The 18,577-nt window shown below is 70.5% G+C and carries 11 protein-coding genes; 6 read left to right on the top strand and 5 right to left on the bottom strand.

Annotation, left to right across the window (positions count from 1 at the left end; translation table 11 throughout):
- Positions 1-11 precede the first annotated feature (11 nt).
- On the bottom strand, positions 12-1,418 hold the full coding sequence (locus tag ACT3S3_RS03350; RefSeq protein WP_301442430.1) for a GntR family transcriptional regulator: 1,407 nt from the start codon (positions 1,416-1,418) through the stop codon (positions 12-14).
- 240 nt (positions 1,419-1,658) lie between these two features.
- Between ACT3S3_RS03350 and ACT3S3_RS03345 the strand changes: the two genes are divergently transcribed.
- Both ACT3S3_RS03345 and ACT3S3_RS03340 read left to right on the top strand, forming a co-directional pair.
- Positions 1,659-5,297, top strand: a complete 3,639-nt coding sequence (locus ACT3S3_RS03345; protein ID WP_444614811.1) for a bifunctional proline dehydrogenase/L-glutamate gamma-semialdehyde dehydrogenase — start codon at positions 1,659-1,661, stop codon at positions 5,295-5,297.
- A 71-nt stretch (positions 5,298-5,368) separates the two neighbouring features.
- Positions 5,369-6,094 (top strand): DsbA family oxidoreductase, encoded by a 726-nt coding sequence (locus ACT3S3_RS03340; protein ID WP_441579115.1) that lies wholly within the window; start codon positions 5,369-5,371, stop codon positions 6,092-6,094.
- On the opposite strand, the gene ACT3S3_RS03335 is transcribed toward ACT3S3_RS03340, so the two are convergent.
- Positions 6,091-7,761 carry an MFS transporter gene (locus ACT3S3_RS03335; RefSeq protein WP_301442427.1) on the bottom strand — a complete coding sequence of 557 codons (1,671 nt, stop codon included), beginning with the start codon at positions 7,759-7,761 and terminating at the stop codon, positions 6,091-6,093. The genes ACT3S3_RS03340 and ACT3S3_RS03335 overlap by 4 nt on opposite strands.
- 297 nt (positions 7,762-8,058) lie before the next feature.
- Here ACT3S3_RS03335 and ACT3S3_RS03330 point away from each other — a divergent pair, with 297 nt between their 5' ends.
- From ACT3S3_RS03330 to ACT3S3_RS03315, 4 genes are read left to right on the top strand one after another with little or no spacing between them, the layout of a single operon-like run.
- The gene (locus tag ACT3S3_RS03330) at positions 8,059-9,582 is read left to right on the top strand and encodes a sugar transferase (RefSeq protein WP_301442993.1); all 1,524 of its coding nucleotides are present in this window, start codon (positions 8,059-8,061) and stop codon (positions 9,580-9,582) included.
- Positions 9,583-10,698, top strand: a complete 1,116-nt coding sequence (locus tag ACT3S3_RS03325) for a glycosyltransferase (protein WP_444626201.1) — start codon at positions 9,583-9,585, stop codon at positions 10,696-10,698. It abuts the gene before it with no gap.
- Positions 10,670-13,450: a polysaccharide biosynthesis tyrosine autokinase gene (locus tag ACT3S3_RS03320; RefSeq protein WP_301442991.1), complete on the top strand. Its 2,781-nt coding sequence runs from the start codon at positions 10,670-10,672 to the stop codon at positions 13,448-13,450. The genes ACT3S3_RS03325 and ACT3S3_RS03320 overlap by 29 nt, the downstream gene beginning before the upstream one ends.
- A 59-nt stretch (positions 13,451-13,509) precedes the next feature.
- The gene (locus tag ACT3S3_RS03315) at positions 13,510-14,682 is read left to right on the top strand and encodes a hypothetical protein (RefSeq protein ID WP_444626199.1); all 1,173 of its coding nucleotides are present in this window, start codon (positions 13,510-13,512) and stop codon (positions 14,680-14,682) included.
- Positions 14,683-14,778: 96 nt separating this feature from the next.
- Here the strand turns inward: ACT3S3_RS03315 and ACT3S3_RS03310 are convergent, their stop codons facing one another.
- The 3 genes from ACT3S3_RS03310 to ACT3S3_RS03300 form a co-directional block, all read right to left on the bottom strand.
- Positions 14,779-15,711 carry a nitroreductase family protein gene (locus ACT3S3_RS03310; protein WP_301442989.1) on the bottom strand — a complete coding sequence of 311 codons (933 nt, stop codon included), beginning with the start codon at positions 15,709-15,711 and terminating at the stop codon, positions 14,779-14,781.
- Positions 15,712-15,781: 70 nt separating this feature from the next.
- Positions 15,782-17,155 carry a polysaccharide pyruvyl transferase family protein gene (locus ACT3S3_RS03305; protein ID WP_301442988.1) on the bottom strand — a complete coding sequence of 458 codons (1,374 nt, stop codon included), beginning with the start codon at positions 17,153-17,155 and terminating at the stop codon, positions 15,782-15,784.
- Entirely contained in the window at positions 17,152-18,414 is a 1,263-nt protein-coding gene (locus tag ACT3S3_RS03300) for a glycosyltransferase family 4 protein (protein WP_301442987.1), read from the bottom strand. The genes ACT3S3_RS03305 and ACT3S3_RS03300 overlap by 4 nt, the downstream gene beginning before the upstream one ends.
- Positions 18,415-18,577: the final 163 nt, after the last annotated feature.

Raw genomic sequence — 18,577 nt, 5'->3', positions numbered from 1 at the left:
GCCCAGTGCACCTACGCCTCCCCGACCAGCCGCTCCCACAGGGCCGGGTCGAAGGTCGTCGGGGAGACACGCACCATGTGGCGGACGGCGTCGTCGAGCTTCGCGCGCCACACCCGCACCGCGCCGTCCGCCTTGCCCGCCAACAGGGCGTTGAGGATGTAACGGTCGTCGCCCACGATGCGCTGCACCGCGGGGGCGTAGTCCAGCTGCAGCACGGAGATGAACATGCGCAGCCGCAACGTCAACGCGTGAAACACCCGCGACGACTGCGGCAGGCCGCTGGCGTCCGCCAACGTCTGCTGGAAGTGCAGGTCAGCCTGGTCCACGTCCGCGGCCGTCCCGTGCTCCACCGCAGCCTCCACCGCCCGCAACGCCAACTGCGGTGCCAGCATCTGCTTGCGCGAGCGTCCCGAGCACCCCCGCAGGATCACCGCCCCCACCTGCAGCCGCGCCGCGTAAAGGTCGATGATGTCGCTGCCCGTCACCAACGGCAGGGCGAACGTGCCACCCGTGGCCGTGAGCAGACCGTCGTCGACCAGACGGCGCATCGCCGAGCGCACCGCCGACACCGGGATCTCCATGTGGTTCGCCAGCCTGGTGCTGGTCACACGGTCGCCCGGGCGGAAGCCGGCGTTCATGATCTCCTTGCGCAACGCGATGGCGATCTGCTCGGTCACCGAGATCTCGTTCTGCAGGCGCCTCGGCGTCGCCCCTGACTGGGCGTTGGACGGGGGTGGATACTCCGCCAGGGATAGGTGGTCCGAGTCAAAACCCCCATCATTTCTGGTTCTACGGCTCTCCGCCCCACCCACCTCAGGGCGTTCCCACTGCAACCCGTGCAACCCGTGGCCCACCGCGACGGACACCTGTGCGAGCAGGTCGCCGGGGACGGCGTCGACGGTCGGCACGCAGGCGTCGAGCACCGCCGACAGCTGCCCCAGGAAGCCGTCCCAGCTCTGCCCGCCGGGCTCCCACATCACCCGGACGACCCCCGGCGGCGGCCCGTCGTCCCCGCCGTCGAAGGACGCCTGACTCTGCGGCCAACCGGACACGCCGGCCACCCGCAACGCCGCCATCACCGCCGTGGCCCGCCGGTCGGCAGTCTGTCTCTCACCGCTGCGAACAGTCACCTCATCTGGGTGTTCGCCGTCCTGTGCACTGTCCCGCGCCTCGAAGTGCAGGACGACCCGCGGGTACTCCACGCGGAAACCCGTCATCCACAGCTCCCCCTGGGTGGGCAACGTGAGAGCGTCCGGGTCGTCCGCCCCCGCCCGGATCCGACGCATCGCCCGACTCACCACCGGCTGGCTCAGACCCGTCATCAACGCGATCCGTCGCGTGGAGTAGTCACGCCCACCCACACGCGGCCCGGCCGTCGCCAGAACTCCGGCGACGATCTCGTCGGCGACCTCCTGCACCCGGGGGCGCCCCCGTGGTGGGGACGGTGGGTACGCCTCGGGGGGGATTTCTACGGCCATAAGCACAGGGTGCCACATTCCCGTACCCGTTTACCGATTTTTGACTCAAAGTGTGGCCGTGTCCGGAACTGCCCCTGTCTGTGATGCGGGCGATACGCGGATACTCGGCCAGTATCAGTGACATTGGCGGCAGGCACCCCTAACCGCATCGATCAAGAACGCTTCCGAGGAGGACACCCCATGACGACCGCGAACCCCGCGTCCGGCAAGGAGAAGAAGAACACAACCACGGCCCCGGTCGAGGTCAAGCCCTCGGCACAGGACGCCGGCACCACCTCCGCCGTCTCCACCGAGCACCTCGCCCCCCTCGCCGACGCCGCGGTCGCCAAGGTCACCGCCTGGCTCAACGCCAGCCGGAAGTCCGACGTGAAGCCGAACCCCTCGGCCGAGCGGCTGTCCGCCGTCCTCTCCGACCCCAACGGCCTCGACTTCACCGTCGGCTTCGTCGACCGGGTCGTGCGTACCGAGGACCAGCACGCCGCCGGCCGCGCCCTCGCCGAGCTCGGCTCGATCATGCCGGACACCCTCAGCACCCTCGACAAGGCGCAGATCAAGATGGGTTCCGCTCTCGCCCCGGTCATCCCGCAGATCGTGGTCCCCGCCGCACGTCAGCGCATCCGCTCCATGGTCGGCCACATGATCGTCGACGCCCGGGACAAGAAGTTCGGCAAGGCCGTCGCCGAGCTCACCTCCGGTGGCCACCGCCTGAACATCAACCTCCTCGGTGAGGCCGTCCTCGGCGAGGCCGAGGCCGACAACCACCTCGAGGAGACCCGCCGCCTGCTGGCCCGCCCGGACGTGGACTACGTCTCGATCAAGGCGTCCTCCATCGCCTCGCGCATCAGCCTCTGGGGCTTCGAGGGCACCGTCGACTACATCGTCGAGCGCCTCACCCCGCTCTACGTCGAGGCCGCCCGCGCGCCGAAGGGCTCCAAGTTCATCAACCTGGACATGGAGGAGTACCGCGACCTCACGCTGACCATCGCCGTCTTCCGCCGCCTGCTCAGCCTGCCGGAGACCAAACACCTGGAGGCCGGCATCGTGCTGCAGGCCTACCTGCCGGACGCCCTCGGCGCGATCCAGGAGCTCTCCGCCTTCGCCGACGAGCGCGTCGCCGACGGTGGCGCCGGCATCAAGGTCCGCCTGGTCAAGGGGGCGAACCTGGCCATGGAGACCGTGCACGCCGAGGTCGCCGACTGGCCCGTCACCACCTGCGCCTCCAAGCAGGACACGGACGCCAACTACAAGCTCGTCCTCGACTGGACGATGCACCCGGAGAACATGCGCGGCCTGCGCCTGGGCGTGGCCGGCCACAACCTCTTCGACATCGCCTTCGCCCACATGCTGTCCGTCAAGCGCGGCGTCACCGACCGCGTCGAGTTCGAGATGCTTCAGGGCATGGCCACCGAGCAGGCCGAGGCCGTGAGCTCGGACGTGGGCCAGCTGCTGCTCTACGTGCCCGCCGTGCGTCCCCAGGAGTTCGACGTCGCCATCTCCTACCTGGTGCGTCGCCTCGAGGAGAACGCCGCCAGCGCGAACTTCATGTCCGGCATCTTCGACCTGGAGCCCGGCAACGAGATCTTCCGCCGCGAGGAGGCCCGCTTCCGCGCCTCCCTCGGCGACCTCTCCGAGCTGCTGTCCACCAACGGTTACACGGCCCCGCTGCCCAACCACCTGCAGGACCGTTCCGCCGAGGTCGAGCCGTCGTCCGACGAGCTCGCCGCGTCCTACGCCGACGGCGTCCTGCCCGCCTTCGACAACGAGGCCGACACCGACCCGTCACTGCCCGCCAACCAGGCGTGGGCCGCCGAGGCCATCGCGGTCTCCGCGCAGGACGGCTGGCTGGACGCCCAGACCGCGCCGACCATCGTCGCCGACGCTGAGGTCGACGCCCTGGTCACCTCCACCCGCGACGCCGCCGCCGACTGGGCCGCGACCCCGGCCACCGAGCGCGCCGCGATCCTGTACCGCACCGCCGACCTGCTCGCCGCCCGCCGCGGCCACCTGGTCTCCATCGCCGCCGCCGAGGTCGGCAAGGCCGTCTCCCAGGCCGACACCGAGATCTCCGAGGCCATCGACTTCGCCCGCTACTACGCGCACTACGCCCTGGAGCTCGAGAAGGTCGACAACGCCGCCTTCACGCCCGACAAGGTCGTGCTGGTCACCCCGCCGTGGAACTTCCCGCTGGCCATCCCCGCCGGCTCCACCTTCGCCGCGCTGGCCGCCGGTGCCGCGGTGATCCACAAGCCGTCGAAGCCGACCCCGCACTGCTCCATGGCCATCCTCGACGCCCTGTGGGACGCCGGCGTGCCGCGCGAGGTCCTGCGCGGCGTGTACCCCGCCGACCGCACGGCAGGACGCAGCCTCGTCAGCCACCCCTCGGTCGACCGCGTGATCCTCACCGGCGCCTCCGAGACCGCCGCGATGTTCGAGTCCTGGCGCCCGGAGCTGAAGATCAACGCCGAGACGTCCGGCAAGAACGGCATGATCGTCACCCCCGCCGCCGACCGCGACCTGGCCGTCGCCGACATGGTGTACTCCGCCTTCGGCCACGCCGGCCAGAAGTGCTCCGCGGCCTCCCTCGGCATCCTCGTCGGCAGCGTGTACGACTCCGAGCGTTTCCGCCGCCAGCTGGTCGACGCCGCCGCCTCGATGATCATCGACTGGCCGACCAACATGCGCGCCGACATGGGCCCGCTCACCGAGCTGCCCAGCGACAAGCTGCAGCGCGCGATGACCACCCTGGAGGACGGCGAGTCCTGGCTGCTCAAGCCGCGCCAGCTCGACGACACCGGCCGCCTGTGGTCCCCCGGCATCAAGGACGGCGTGAAGCCGGGCTCCTTCTTCCACCTCACCGAGGTCTTCGGCCCGGTCCTGGGCCTGATGAAGGCCAAGGACCTGGACGAGGCGATCACCCTGCAGAACGCCACGGACTTCGGCCTGACCGGCGGTATCCAGAGCCTCGACCCGTCCGAGGTGCGCACCTGGGTGGAGCGCATCGAGGTCGGCAACGCCTACGTGAACCGTGGCATCACCGGCGCGATCGTGCAGCGTCAGTCCTTCGGCGGCTGGAAGCAGTCCTCCGTGGGCCTGGGTTCCAAGGCCGGCGGCCCGAACTACGTGATGCTGATGGGCAGCTGGGCCGACGACACCGCCGCCGGTTCCTCCGTCTCGCCCACCGGCTCCGCCCCGGTGGACGGCTACATCGCCGAGCTGCAGCGTCGGAACACCCTGTCCGTCGCCGACGCCGCCTGGCTCGCCGCCGCCGGACGTTCCGACAACGACGCCTGGGAGGCCGAGTTCGGCACCCCGCGCGACGTCACCGGCCTGACCGCCGAGGCGAACATCTTCCGCTACCGGCCCGCGCACGTGGTGCTGCGGATCAGTGCGGACGCCCGCCCCGTCGAGGTCGCCCGCGCCGTCATCGCCGCCCACCGCACCGGTTCGCCTCTGCGCGTCGTCGTCGACCCGACCGTGGACGGCAAGGTGCAGGACGTCCTGGCCGCGTCCACCCGCCTGGGCGTCGGACACACCATGACGACCGCGGACGACGACGACTTCGCCGCGCAGCTGTCGTCGCGTGCCCTGGACGACGGTGTCGGTGCCCGCGTGCGTGTCATCGGCACCCGCAACCCGGAGACCCTCTCCACGCTGGCCGACCGTCCCGAGGTGTGCCTGCTCAACGACGAGGTCACCGCCTCGGGCCGCGTCGAGCTGCGCCTGTGGCTCAAGGAGCAGGCCGTGTCCATGACGCTGCACCGCTTCGGTAACCCGAGCACCGAGTTCCACGCCCTGGCCGACGAGGTCCGCCGCGGGTAGGAGCGCTGGAGCGCGCTGCACGGCACTGCCGTACACGGAATAGCCAGGGGCAGGCCCACGTTGCACCGGATGTGGACATCGACATCTGGTCCGACGTGGCCTGCCCCTGGTGCTACATCGGCAAACGCCGTTTCGAGACGGCCCTCGCCGCCTTCCCCCACCGCGACGAGATCACCGTGGCCTGGCACTCCTACCAGCTCGACCCGACGCTGCCGGAGCACGACGACCGCTCGGAGGCCGAGTACCTCGCGGCGTCCAAGGGGATGCCGATCGATCAGGTCCGCCAGATGTTCGGCCACGTCGCCGAACAGGCCGCCGCAGAGGGGCTGGACTACGACTTCGACTCGCTGGTGGTCGCCAACTCCCTGCGCGCCCACCAGCTGATCCAGCTGGCGAAGGAGCACGGCGGGGAAACCACGGACACAGTGGACACCGTGGAGGAGGCCCTGTTCCGCGCCCACTTCGTCGACGGTGAGGACATCGGGGCGTCGGACGTCCTGGTGCGTATCGGTGTCGCCGCGGGTCTGGACGCCGACGTGGTCACCGCCGAGCTGCAGGACGGCACGCGGATCCCCGCGGTGCAGGAGGACGTCCGGCATGCGGCGTCCCTCGGCCTGAACTCGGTGCCCACGTTCGTGCTCGACATGAAGCTCGCGGTACCCGGCGCGCAGCCGGTGGAGGTCTTCACCCGGGCGCTCGAGCAGCAGTGGGCGGCGTCCCACCCCGCCCCGACGATCGCGACCGTCCCGGGGGTGCAGGACGAGGCGTCCTGCGGGCCGGACGGCTGCCAGCTCTAGGAGCCGGCGCGCCCCGTGCCGTCCTTGCCGCGGATGAAGATCAGGCTGGCGAGGGCGCCGACGACCGCCAGGATCGCGGCGATGATGAAGATGCCGTGCAGCCCGTCGATGAAGAAGCCGAGGGTCTCGTGGGCGAAGGCCTGCGACTGCCGGCCGATCTCCTGGAAGAGGCCACCCTCCGCGGCGTCGCGCAGCCGGTCCTCCATGGCCGGGGGCATGCCGGGCGGGAACTGCATGCCGTCGATGCCGGTGTTGACCTTGTTGGACAGGTACGCCCCGTACACCGCCACACCGAAGGCGGTGCCCAGCGGCAGGGCGGTGTTCGCCAGGCCGGTGGCCATGCCCGTGCGTCCGGACGGCACGACCGCCACCGCCAGGGACATCACGTGCGGCAGCATCAGTCCGGTGCCCGCGCCGAGCACCAGGTACATCGGCAGCAGGTCGGCCCACCCGGAGTCGACGTCCATCACCAGTCCCAGCATCAGTCCGCCGGCGACGATCAGCATGCCCGCCGCCTGGACCACGCGGACGGGAACCCACCGCACCAGGGCGATGCCCACCGCGGAGAACACGACCATCGGCACGGCCAGCGCGCTGGAGACGTAGCCGATCTCCAGGGCGGAGAGTTCGAGCTGCCCGGCGAGCCACAGGATGATGAAGGGCATCATGCCGAAGCTGAACATGCGTGAGGCGAAGGCGTTGAAGGTGACGGTGGCGAAGGAGGGGATGCGGAAGAGGCGGAAGTCGACCATCGCCCGGTCACCCTTGGACAGTTCGAACAGGACCAGCGCGGCGAAGAGCAGCACGCCGGCGGCCAGGGAGGCGATGATGATCTCGCTGGTCCAGCCCTGCTCCTGGCCGTCGATGATGCCGTAGTTCACCAGCACCAGCGACACGACGATCAGGATCACCGCCCACACCGAGATCCGCGGGACGCCGGACGCACCGGGCGCACCGGACGCACCGGACGACGCAGCCGCCGCACCGGCGGCGCGGCGTGCGTCGCGCTCCTCGCGGTGCAGGTCGGGGATGAACAGCAGGGTCGCGAGCATCACGAAGATGCCGATGGGGATGTTGATCGCGAAGATCCACTCCCAGGTCCCGGTCTCCACCAGGGCGCCACCGACCAGCGGGCCGAAGGCGCTCGCCGCACCGCCGATGCCCATCATCGCCGCCACCGAACGCGTGCGTTTCGCCGAGGAGTCCGGGTCCGCCGGGTCGAAGGCGTCCGCCAGCAGCGGGGTGCAGGTGCCGAACACCAGGGCACCGCCGGCACCCTGCAGGGCGCGGAAGGCGATGATGCCGGCCTCCGAGCCGGTCGTCACGCAGCCGATCGAGGCGGCGAGGAACAGGACGTGGCCGATGAGGAAGATACGTCGGCGTCCGACGATGTCCGACAGGCTCGCCGCCGCCAGCAGCAGGGAGGCGAAGGTGAGGCTGTAGGCGTTGATGACCCACTGCGCCCCGGAGAGCGAGAGCCCCAGGTCCGCGCTGATCGAGGGCAACGCGACGAGCACGATCGTGATGTCGATGGTCATCATCACCGTCGACAGGGCGGCGACGGTGAGGCTCCACCCCACGGGGCGCGGCGACGGCAACCGGTGCCGACCACCCGCACCCGCCTGGCGGGGGTTGGCCCGCGGGGGAGCCGGCGAGTTCGAAGTCATGCTCCAACTGTATCGGAGGTGAAATGGCCACCCCTGCATATCCGCCCCCAATCCACTCCGGTAGCCAGGCGCGGCATTAGTGGTTAGCATGACCCACAAGCGACAGACACCACTCTCCGACCTCTCCCGGCCCTCTCCCCGGCCTCTCCCTTCTCCCCTCTCCGCCCTCCAACCTCCACACACCCCTCACCCCTCCCCTCTCCACGCGCCCGTCACCACCATGCGGGCTGAACAAGGTGATTCACCGTGATCCTCGGAAAAGCATCAACTGACCCCTCACCCCCCACCACGAGCTCCGTGGCCACGCGCCCGACAGGCACCAGTGTCCAGCGCATCTCCCAGGCCCGGGAGCGCCGCCAGGACCGCCACCTGCAGCGCAAGTGGTTCTTCATCGTCTCGGACGCGATGGCGCTGTTCGCCGCCACGTTCATCGCCAACGCGGTGAGCCTCTACCTGTGGAAGCCCCTGGGCTGGGCACTGGTGGAGGAGGTCTTCTCCCTGCGCAGCCTGGGGATGACCTTCCTGCTGACGATGTGCTGGGTCGCCGCGATCACCGTGTGCCGTGGCTACAGCCACCAGGCGAGGGCGTTCCCCACCATCGGACGCGAGCTCGTGATCAAGGGGTCCCTGTGCTACTTCGCGGCACTGGCCTGCGTGGACGCCCTGTCGTCCTACGGCCTGTTCCGCCAGTTCGCCCTGCTGGCCCTGCCCACCGGGCTGGTGCTGATGGTCATCACCCGCAACCTGTCGCGCCGCTACACCTCCCGGTTCCGCACGGACCTGCAGCGTCAGTTCCTGGTGATCGGCAACGTCGCCGACATCAACAAGCTGCTGACCACCTCCTGGCACGAGAACAACACCACCGACGACACCGCCGCCGGACGCCCGGGCTGGATCCACGCGATCCTGGTCACCGACCCGCACAACCAGCACCTGCTGGCCGACACCGGCGACGTTCCGCTCAACTCGATCTGTATCGACGAGTCCTTCTCCAACGAGGACTTCGTGGCCACCGCCGCCGGCTACAACTGCGACGCGGTGTGGGTCGCCTCCCTGGCGGAGTTCGGCCACCGCAACCTGCGCCGCCTGTCCTGGCACCTGGACCGGCTGAACATGCGCCTGTACCTCGACCCGATGATCGAGGGCATCGCCGGCACCCGCCTGAACGTGGTCCCCTTCGGTCCCAGCCACACCCTGTACGTGGACCGTCCCCGCTTCAACGCGGCCAACGGGCTGGCCAAGCGCTTCTTCGACGTCGCGGTCTCCGCGTTCGCCCTGGTCGCCGTCTCGCCGATCCTGGCGATCACCGCCCTGGCCATCAAGCTGGAGGACGGCGGCCCGGTGTTCTACGTCAGCGACCGCATCGGCTACCACGGCCGCTCGTTCCGGATCTACAAGTTCCGCAGCATGCACACCGACGCCGACGAGCGCCTGCAGAAGCTGCGCGACGACGTCGGCGCCGACGGCCTGTTCAAGATGAAGGACGACCCGCGCGTCACCAAGGTGGGCAAGTTCATCCGCAAGACCAGCATCGACGAGCTCCCCCAGTTCGCCAACTCCCTGTTCGGCACGATGAGCGTGGTCGGCCCGCGCCCGCACCTGCAGCACGAGGTGGACGCCTTCGGCGACGACATGCGCATGCGCATGGAGGTCCGCCCGGGCATCACCGGCCTGTGGCAGGTCTCCGGACGTTCCGACCTGACCCCCACCCAGGCCGAGAAGCTGGACCTCTACTACGTGGACAACTGGTCGCTGTCGCTGGACGTGCGCACGATCCTGCAGACCGTCCAGGCCGTGCTGCTGTCGCGGGGTGCGTACTAGATGACCACGATCCTGCACGTCACCGACTGTTTCGACGGTGGGGTGGCCACCGCGGTCAACCAGTACGCGCGGCTGACCCCGGAGTACCGCCACGTGCTGCTGGCCAACAACTCCCGCAGCACCGCCCCCACCGCAGGACGCACCCCTGGCGCGTTCAGCGCCGACGAGACGCTGCCGGGCTCACCCGCCGCCGCGGTCACCGCGGTGCGCCGCGCCGCGGACGCCCACCGGGCGGACGTGGTGCACGCCCACTCCAGCTTCGCCGGCGCCTACACCCGCGTGGCACGGTCCTTCGACCTGGTCACGCCGGGGCGTCCGGCACGTCCGGTGGTCTACACCCCGCACAGCTTCGCCTTCGAGCGCGCGGACATCCCCGCCTGGAAGCGCGGCGCCTTCCGCGCCATGGAGCGCTCCCTGCACCCGCTGACCACCGTCGGCGCGTCCTGCGCGCAGTGGGAGGGTGAGCTGATGGTCGGCCTGGGACGCACCCCTGTCGTGGTGGTGCCGAACGCCCTGATGGACGACCACCCGGCGGTGCCGGGCAGCTGGTCGTCACCGCAGGACGGTGCCGCCCCCGTCGTCGGCGTGGTCTCCCGGGTCACCCCGCAACGCGACCCGGCGTTCTTCGCCGAGACCGCCCGCCGCATCCGGCGGCGCATCCCGGACGCCCGGTTCGTGTGGATCGGCGACGGCGACGGCAAGGACGCCTCCCTGGTGGACGTCCTGACCGACGCCGGGGTGGAGGTCACCGGCTGGCTCTCCGGCGAGGAACTGCGCCGCCAGGTCGCCGGACTGTCGCTGATCGTGCATACCGCACGGTGGGACGGCTTCCCGATGGCCGTGCTCGAGGCCCGGCGCATCGGCGTCCCGCTGCTGGTCCGTGACATCCCGGCGCTGCGGGAGTGCCCCGCCACCGCCCGGTTCGACTCCCCCGACGACGCCGCGGCCAAGGCCGTGACGATCCTGCGGGAACGTTCCGACCCCTCGCACTGGGCGGGCCTGGACGAGTCCCACACCCCCGAACGCCAGCACGCGGCCCTCACCGAGGCCTACTCACTCGCACTCGAACTCACCGGAAGGAGGAGACGTGGCAGAACCCGACAGCCCAGCAGCTGAACCGGCCGGCACGGGCCGCCGGTCACCGCTGGAGTCGCCCCTGCTCGTCGCCGTCCTGCTCGGGGCGGTGGCGGTCGTCGTCGGGCTCGTGGCCCGCGCCACGATCACCGGACGCTTCGGCGGCTTCGGCAACGACGCCGGCACCATCCGCGAGATCATGACCTCCCCGTTCAGCGCCATGGACCTGGGTTACGGCTCCTACTCGGTGATCGCCCACTTCTACGGCGCCCTCGGCATGGAGGACGCCCCGACCGCCGCCTCCGTGTTCGGCGCGGTCATCGGCTCCACCGCGCTGGGCATCGTCCTGGTGCGCGTCGGCGGGGTGCACGCAGGGCGGATCTCCCTGGTCCTGGCCCTGGCCACCCCGGTGCTCATCGGTCTGTACCAGGCGACCTACACCAAGGAGATCCTGATCTCCCTGGGCATGATCGCCATCGTGCTGATGCCGATGAACCTGCTCGGCGAGATCGTGGTCGTCGCCGCACTGGCGCTGCTCGGCACCGAGTACCGCACCTACTGGTCGATCGTCGCGGTCGTCTACGTGGTGCTGCGCCTGCTGCTCGCCCGCCGCACCTCACTGCAGGGACGCCGGATCTCCACCACCCCGTGGCGGGTCGTGCGCATCCTCGCACTCCTCGGCGCGCTCGCCGGGCTGGCCGTGTGGATCGGCACCGGTGAACCCGCCGACTACTTCCGCACCGCCGTGAACGAGGGCGAGGCCCGCCAGGCGGTGACCGGGTCGATCATCACCCGGTTCATCGAACTCCCCGAACCGCTCGGCGGCATGGTCAACGTGGTGCTGACCATCCTGTTCTTCATCGTGCCGCTGCCGCTGGCGGCGAAGTTCTCCCCCTACTACCTGGTCATCGGCATCGTGTTCGCCGCGATCTGGGTCAGCGCGGTGTACGCCGCGTCCGCCGCCGCACGCGCCGGCGCCACCCCGGCCGACCGGGCCCGGATCCCGCGACGGCACCGACGGATGATGGCCCGCTTCGCCGCGGTGCCGCTGTCCTTCCTCGTCGTCCAGGGCCTGTTCGAACCCGACTGGGGTTCGGCCCTGCGGCACGCCACCCCGATGGTGCCCCTGATCGTGGGCGCCGTCGCCCTCAACGAACGTTACAGACCGAAAACAGAACCGACAGACACGACCGAACCGACAGACAAGAAAAGGACCCTCTCCATGACAGCCTCCACCACCTCACAGGAGACGTCCGGCGCCTCCGGGCAGAATTACCTCGCCACCTACCTGGGTTACCTGCGCAAGTCCTTCTGGATGCTCCTCGTCGGAGCACTCGTCGGCGGTCTCATCGGCTGGGGCGCCTCCGCACTGATGACGAAGGACTACACCGCCACCTCGCAGCTCTACGTCGGCGCCGCCAACACCGGGAACTCCGCCGACGCCTACCGCGGCACCCTGCTGAGCCAGAGCCAGGTCGGCACCTACGCCGAGATCGCCACCAGCCGTGCCCTCGGCGAGCGTGTCGCCGAGGACCTCGGCCTGGACCAGTCCCCCGCCGAGGTGGCCTCGATGCTCACCGCCGGTGCCAACCGCGACACGGTGATCCTCAACATCAACGCCGTCGCCACCGACGCCGGGCTGGCACGGGACGTCGCCAACTCCGCCGCGACCGAGCTGACCAGCATGGTCGCCGAGCTCAACACCACCGCCTCCCCCGGCGGTGAGTCCAGCGCCCCGCAGCTCGCGCCGCTGAACGACGCCCTCACCCCGGACGCCCCGTCCTCCCCCAAGACGCTGCAGAACGCCGGCATCGGCATCCTCATCGGCCTGGTCGTCGGCCTGGCCGCCGCGATCATCCGCGGCATGACGGACCGCCGCATCCGCGACCAGCACGCGATCACCGACATCGTCGGTGCACCGTCCGTCGGCTCGATCAGCACCAGCGACAACCTCTCCGGCGGCGGAGCCAACAACAGCACCGAGACCGCCGGCTCGCACGTCCTGGACTTCTCCGCCGCCCCGGTCATCGCCGCCGAGCAGTTCCGCGAGCTGCGCACCAACCTGCGCTTCCTCGACGTGGACAACCCCCCGACCGTCATCGCCGTGACCAGCGGCATGCCCGGCGAGGGCAAGTCCACCCTGGCCACCAACCTGGCGCTGGCCCTGGCCGACGACGGCGAGCGTGTCTGCCTCGTGGACGCCGACCTGCGTCGTCCCCGCGTCGCCGACTACCTCGACGGTGACCTGCAGTCCGAGGTCGGCCTGTCCACGGTGCTCTCCGGTGCCGCCGACGTCGACGACATCGTGCAGGACTCCGGACGCGACAGCCTGTCGGTGATCACCTCCGGCCCGCAGCCGCCGAACCCGGCGGAGCTGCTCGGCTCCCAGCGCTTCCGCGACCTACTCGCCGAGCTGGACTCCCGCTACGACTACGTCGTGGTGGACGCCTCCCCGGTCATCCCGGTCACCGACGCCGCCCTGGTCGCCTCCGCGGCCGACGGCATCATCCTGGCCGTGCGCCACGGCAACACCACCGTGGACCAGCTCACCCGCACGACCACCAACCTGAACCAGGTCAGTGCCCACATCCTGGGCACCGTGTTCACCATGACCCCGAAGTCCGAGGGCAAGGGCTACTACCGCAACGGCTACGGTTACGGCTACGGCAACACCGCCCGCGCGGTGAGCTCGGCGAAGAAGACGAGCAGCACGAACGCCGGCTCCACCGGTTCCACCGGCCCGAGCAGCGTGAGCGACGCCACCGCCAGGGAAACGGTGGGAGCGGACCGCTGACCTCCCCCGCACCCGAGGAAACCGGTCGTTCTCACGGCCGGTTTTCGTCGTTGTTACGCATGGGCCCCGCCCTGTTCGGCCAGGGCCTGAACTTCCTGGCGATGCTGCTGCCCATCATCGGGCAGGAGACCGGCCAGCTGGCCTACCTCATGCTGCCGCTGGCGCTCGCCACCGTGCTGTCGCGCACCTCCATCCTGGGTTTCCACAGCCGCTACCTCACGGTCTCGACCGGCTCGCGGGACGCGGCGACGTCCCTGTCGCTGTTGTCGATGCTCGTCGTCACCGTGGTCCTCGTGGTCGTCGGCCTGGTGGCCGACCTGGTGTTCACCCCGGACACCCACACCGTGGCGGTGCTCACCGGCTGGTCCACGATGCTGCTGCTCACCAACGGGTTGTACGTGATGGCCGTGGCCGTGGCGACCCAGGAACAGCGCATGGACGTCTACTCCACCGCCCGCCTCGTCTTCGGCGTGACGAACGTGGTGGCCACCTGCGTGGTCGTCTTCGCCGTGCCCTTCCAGGCCGGGCTGATCGTGGTGGCGGGACTGAACCCGCTCGTCGCGGCCGTGCTGATCCTGTGGCGCACCCGCAACAAGCTGCTCAACGTCCTCTGGCGTGACCGTGGCTCCCTCACCGACGAGGTGCACCGGCGCTGGCTACGCGACTCCACACGCCCCACCGGCGGGGTGCTGCTGGCGGAGTTCGGCTTCCAGTTCCAGGGGTTCATCACCCCGTTCCTGGGCCCCTACCAGGAACAGTGGGCGGTCGTCGTGCGCCTCACCGGCGGGTTCGGCACGCTGGCCCAGCAGGTCGTGGCCCCTCCCGTGGAGGCGAAGATCGCCGCGGCCGTGCGCGCCGACGACGTGGCCGGCGAGCGCTCCTGGTGCCGCAAGGCGTTGCTCATCGGCCTGGCACTCGGTGCCGCCAGTGCGGCGGTGCAGGCCGGTGCCGTGCTGTTCTCCCTGCACGGGGACGACTCGGTGACGGTCCTGTCGCTGGCCCTGGTCAGCGTGTTCTGCTTGACCTGGATGCCCTCGGCGATGTGCTCGAAGATCCCGTTGATGAAGCGGTTGAACCGGTACTACCTGGCCTGGGCGTTCGGACGCCTGGTGCTGCTGCTCCCCCTGCTGCTCCTGCGCGACACCGCCCTGCTCGTCGGCGTGGTGTCGGTGATGTCGGCGACCGCGGTCTTCCTCATGTGGACCAGCCTGCGCCCGGCCCAGCCGGAGTAGCCCCCACTCCCCGTCCCCCAGGCAGACGGCAACCCCACAGGTTGGTGCGACCATCCTGTGGGGTTGCTGCGTCGGGCCGGAAGTGGGCCAGCGGGGTTACCGGATGTTGCGCAGTTCCTCGACCGGACGGTTCGTGGACCGGGTGTGCCTGGCACCCTCGGCCGGGTAGCCGAAGGCGGCCATCGAGATGAACTCCAGGCCCTCGTCCGCGCCGATCTCCTCGCGCAGCGCGCGGGACTCCCCGGAGCGGATCGACAGGTTCAGCGCGCACGACGACACCCCCAGGCAGTGGAAGGCGAGCATCAGCTCGTCGAGGAAGATGCCGCCGTCGACCCACGCCTGGTTGCGTTCCCCTGCACCGCCGAAGGCGCGCAGGTCCACGGCGACGACGGCGAGCAGCGGGACGGTGTGCCCGAATCCGCGGTTGCCGTTCTGGTGGCGCAGCACCCGGTCGATGTCCTCGCGGGTGGAGAAGAACTGCACGCGCCAGGGCTGGCGGTTGCACACCGACGGTGCCCCGCCGGCCGCGGCGACAGCCTCGTCCACGATCGACTCGTCCACCGGACGCTGCGGGTCGAAGTTGCGCACGCTCGAGCGGCTGCGCAGCAGTTCGAGCAGTTCACCGGAGGCGCCAGCCGCCTCGGGGAGGTGGGTGACGTCGTCGGCGAGCTCGCCGCCGGCGTTCCAGCTCGTCAGGGCGTCCTGCCCGCTGGCGGCGTCGTGACGCGCCCACGTCGGGGCGTCCGAGAGGCGTCCGACGCCCTTGGCCAGACGCGGCACCAGGTCGCTGCCGAAGGGTTGCTTGGGGGCGGGCAGCGCCAGGGCCTTCTCCACGCGGTGGGTGTCCTTGAGAACCTGGTAGCCGATCACGCCGGGGTCGCCGGAGTCCAGCGCGACGCCGTTGGAGCACTTGCCGTACCTGATGAACCGCACGGTGTCCGACGCACTGTCGGCCACCGTCCTGGCCAGGTCGCGGGCGTAGACGAGGCGGCTGCGCACGGCGGGCGGGAGGGAGTCTTTGTTGATCATGGCCGGAGACCTTTCGGAGAAAAAGGGGTGGACGTCGGTGAGGGGTGTGCTGAGGGGTGTGCTGGGAGGGTCAGGCGAAGTTGAGTTCGGCCTTCGCCGTCATCGTGGCCAGCCCGGTGGACAGGGCGTCGGTGTCGCGGGCCACGGCCCGGGCGGTGTCGACCATGGCGACCAGCCGGTCGGCGGTGGTCTCGGCGGGGGCGAGCACGCAGTCGGACAGCCCGAACTCGCGCATCAGGCCCTCGACCTTGCCCTGGGTGTCGAAGAGCACGCAGGGCCGGCCGCTGGACAGCGTCAGGATGCCCAGGTGCATGCGCGCGGAGACCACCACGTCGGCGTGGGTGACGATGCCGAGCACCTCCGCCGGGCTGAGCAGCCGGTCGGCGAGTGTCACGTACGGTGCGGTGGCGGCGTCCTGCAGTCGGTCGTGGACCTGCCGGCAGGCGTCGAGGTCGTCGTCGCCGGCGCGCACCACGTGCGGCACCAGCACCACCGACCAGTCGCGGGCGACGAGGCGGCGCACGGTCTCCGCCATCTCGTCGAGGTAGGTCTGCGCGCCGCCCGACCTGGACAGTCGCTTGAGCACGAGGCCGGAGACGTTGACCACCGCGACGCGGCGGGCGTCGTCCTGCTGCCGCCCTGCCCAGTCGCCGAAGGGGGTGGACGCCGCGTCGATGCGGTGGGTGAACACGATGTCGGCGGCCAGACCGACACCACCGATGCCCGCGCCGCCCATGCGTTCGCGCGACACCGCGTCGCGGGCGAAGAGCTGGACGTCCTGGTCGAGGTCGCGGAAGCGCTGCAGGACGTAGGGGTCGGGGTGGGCCGACCAGCTGAAGCCGAGCACACGGCAGTCCAGCCCGGCGCGCGCGCCGAGCTCCAGGGCGAGCAGACGCAGTGCGGCCTCGCGTCCCTGGTAGCCGCCGTCCATGACGTCGGCGCCGATGACGGTGAGGCTGCGTGCCGTGGGGAAGTAGCTGGTCAGCCGGCGGCGGGCGAGCCCGGCGGTGAGCAGGTTGCCGTCGGTCAGGGCGGGCAGCTCCACCAGGGTCACCCGGTCGGCGTAGACGGGCGGGACGGTGAAGGCGTCGGCGGAGGGGACGACGGCGATGATGCGGCCGCCCGACGTCGCGCCGAGCTTGCCCAGTTTGCCCAACGCTGCCTCGAACATGGCCTGGTCACCGATGTTGCCGTTGCCGACGGTGGTGACCAGCAGGTCGACGGGGCGGGTGGCCGCGGCGCGGCGTCCTGCACTCCCGCGTCCTGTGGTGCCACGTCCTGTGGTGCCACGTCCGGCGAGCGTCAGGGACGCGCGGCGTTCCAGCGCCATCAACCGGTCCACGGAGGACGCCCGGTGGGCCACGGCGCGGGCGATCTCGGCCGGGGTGTGCTCGCTCAGGACGGTACGGACGGTGTTCACGGGTGAGCTCACGAGAGAGGTCACGGGCGCACCTCCTGCTTGTCCTGTGCGCCTTCTGCAGCACCGGCTGCGCCTTCTGCGTAGGCGGCGTCCCCGGCGCGGATCAGTTCCGCCAGGTCCGACCAGTCGGGCTGCTCGGCGACGCGGCGGATCGCCCCGGCGGAGAGCTCCCGGTAGCGCTGCGGGTCGCGCAGCAGCGACTCCACGGCATCGGCCACGGCCTCCGGGGAGGCGGATTCTGCGACCACGCCGAAGCCCTCGACCTGGTCGGGGATCGCGCCGACGGGCGTCCCCACGCACGGCACCGCGTGGGCCAGTGCCAGGGTCACCGGGCCGGACTGGCTGGCCTCGGTGTAGGGCAGCAGCATGATGTCGAAACCACGCACCACCTCGGTGACCTCGTCCTCCGGGATCCACCGGTTGTCCCAGGTGGCCTGTTGCCCCAGCGGGGTCTCGCGCAGGCGCTCCTCCGGGCCGGAGCCGATGATGTGCAGTTCGCAGGACGGTGCGTCCCGCCCGCGCAGGATCTCCATCGCCTCGAGTGCGACGTCGATGCCCTTGTACTTCTGCAGCCGGCCGAACAGGCCGATGACCGGCACCCCGCCGGGCAGGCCCGCCGGCGGCAGCTCGCGCGGCGTGGTCGCGGCGTCCTGCAGGTCGAACGGCGGGTGGCTGCCGGTGGAGACCGGCACGTCCACCTGCCCGGCGAGCACGTCGGTGACCGCCGAGGAGAAGGTGACGACGCGGTCGGCGCGGCGCAGTTCATTGCGCCGGCCCACCGCCTGGACCACGTTGCCCTCGCCCGGGTGGGCGGAACCGTCGTGGATGCAGGCCACGTACTCCACGTCGCGCGGGATGAGCAGCGGCAGGGCGAGCGACTGGTAGACGCTCTCCATCACGCAGACCACCCGTTCGATCCGGTGTGAACGGATCCACCGGCGCAGACGCACCGCGTTGAGCAGCAGCCGGGGAAGCCCGAGGACCACCCCGGCGGTGGAGTTGTAGGTGGGCACCGGGAACGCCGGCACACCGCCGCGGGCCTGCGCGGCGAACCGCGGTGCGATCTCCGCGTCGGGGTTGTAGGAGAGGAAGGACGCTGGGGAAGGTGCCTGCGCTGATTGCGCTGACTCGTGCTCAGCGGAAGCCTGGAACGCCCTGGTGGAGTCGGTGTCGCCGTCGACGAGATCGGCGAGGAACCGGGGGCCGCCGCCTGTGCGACCCCAGTGGACCCAGAGTGTCCTGGCTTCCGACGGCAGGGTGAGGGACCTGTCGACATTGGACATGGGGCACATTGTAGGCCAGCCGCCGCACTCGTGCCCGTCACGTTGCCCGGCCACCGGTCCCTGCCTAGGATGAGGGTGACTCACCGGGGCACTCTCCCTCTCCCACTCTCTCCCTGTGCTCTCCCCCTCTCTCCCCCCTGCGCCCCGGTCACACCCCTCACAC

Origin of the sequence: Corynebacterium sp. AOP40-4SA-5, from assembly GCF_052377355.1 — a bacterium.
Lineage (GTDB): Bacteria > Actinomycetota > Actinomycetes > Mycobacteriales > Mycobacteriaceae > Corynebacterium.
The sequence above is the reverse complement of the archived record's forward strand: the minus strand, read 5'-3'. Positions and strand labels throughout refer to the sequence as shown.